Origin of the sequence: Methylorubrum suomiense, from assembly GCF_022179765.1 — a bacterium.
In the GTDB taxonomy this organism is placed as follows: Bacteria; Pseudomonadota; Alphaproteobacteria; order Rhizobiales; family Beijerinckiaceae; genus Methylobacterium; species Methylobacterium suomiense.
In genome coordinates, this window is record NZ_BPRE01000051.1 from 1 (window position 1) to 824 (window position 824).

1 protein-coding gene is annotated in these 824 nt (G+C 71.6%); it reads right to left on the reverse strand.

Annotated features, from left to right (window positions below; translation table 11 throughout):
• The coding region (locus MFF26_RS26375) for a VCBS domain-containing protein (protein WP_238308974.1) at positions 1-803 on the reverse strand (803 nt) is incomplete at its 3' end.
• Positions 804-824 lie beyond the last annotated feature (21 nt).

An 824-nucleotide genomic window follows, 5' to 3' on the forward strand; every position in this document is an offset into this window, starting at 1 on the left:
CCGTGGCCGCTCACCGTCGCCGCCGTGCCTTCCGTGAACCACTCCGCCGCCAGCGCCCCCGGCCCGACCTGATGGCCCAGCGCGCTCGCCGAGAACACCAGCTGGTCCCCCGCGCCGAAGCTCGGCAGCGCCTTCTTCGTCAGACCCGAGAACACGAACTGGTCCGCGCTCCCCGTCAGCGTCACCGTCACGTCCTGCGTCGCGAACCCGGACTTCCCGTCCCCGACCTGCACCGCGTAGGTCTGCGTCACGCTCTGGCCCGCCGCCAGCGCGTCCAGCGCCTTGTCGGCCACCTGGAACGACCACGCGACATGGCCCGCCCCCCCGCCGGTCGTATCCGCGCTGACAGTGGCGCTGAGCGCGCCGAGATAGCCCGCCCCCTTCGACGTCACCCGCACGGCGTGCACGTCCGAGAGGTCGATATCCGCGAAGTCGAAGCTCCCGCCCGCGAGGTGGAGGCTCGCATCGCCGTAGGCCCCCGCCTTCTCCGTCACGCTCCCCGTGACCTGGCCGCCCGCCACGATCACCGGCGCGTCGTTGACCCCCTTCAGCGCGATCGTCACCGCCTGCTGCGCCACCCCGCCGTTGCCGTCGTTCACCTGGACGGTCGTGACCACCCGCACCGTGTCGTTCTGACCGATGAAGTCGAGCGCCTTGTCGGCGATGGCGTAGGTCCAGGTCGCCGTGCCTCGGTTCGCGCCGAGATCCCCGGTCGGCATCGTGAACGCCGCCTTCAGGGCCGCGACCTGATCCGCCGTCAGGCTGGCGGTCAGGTCCGCCCCCGACACGCTGGTGTAGCTCACGCTCTGACCGGCGAACGAGAC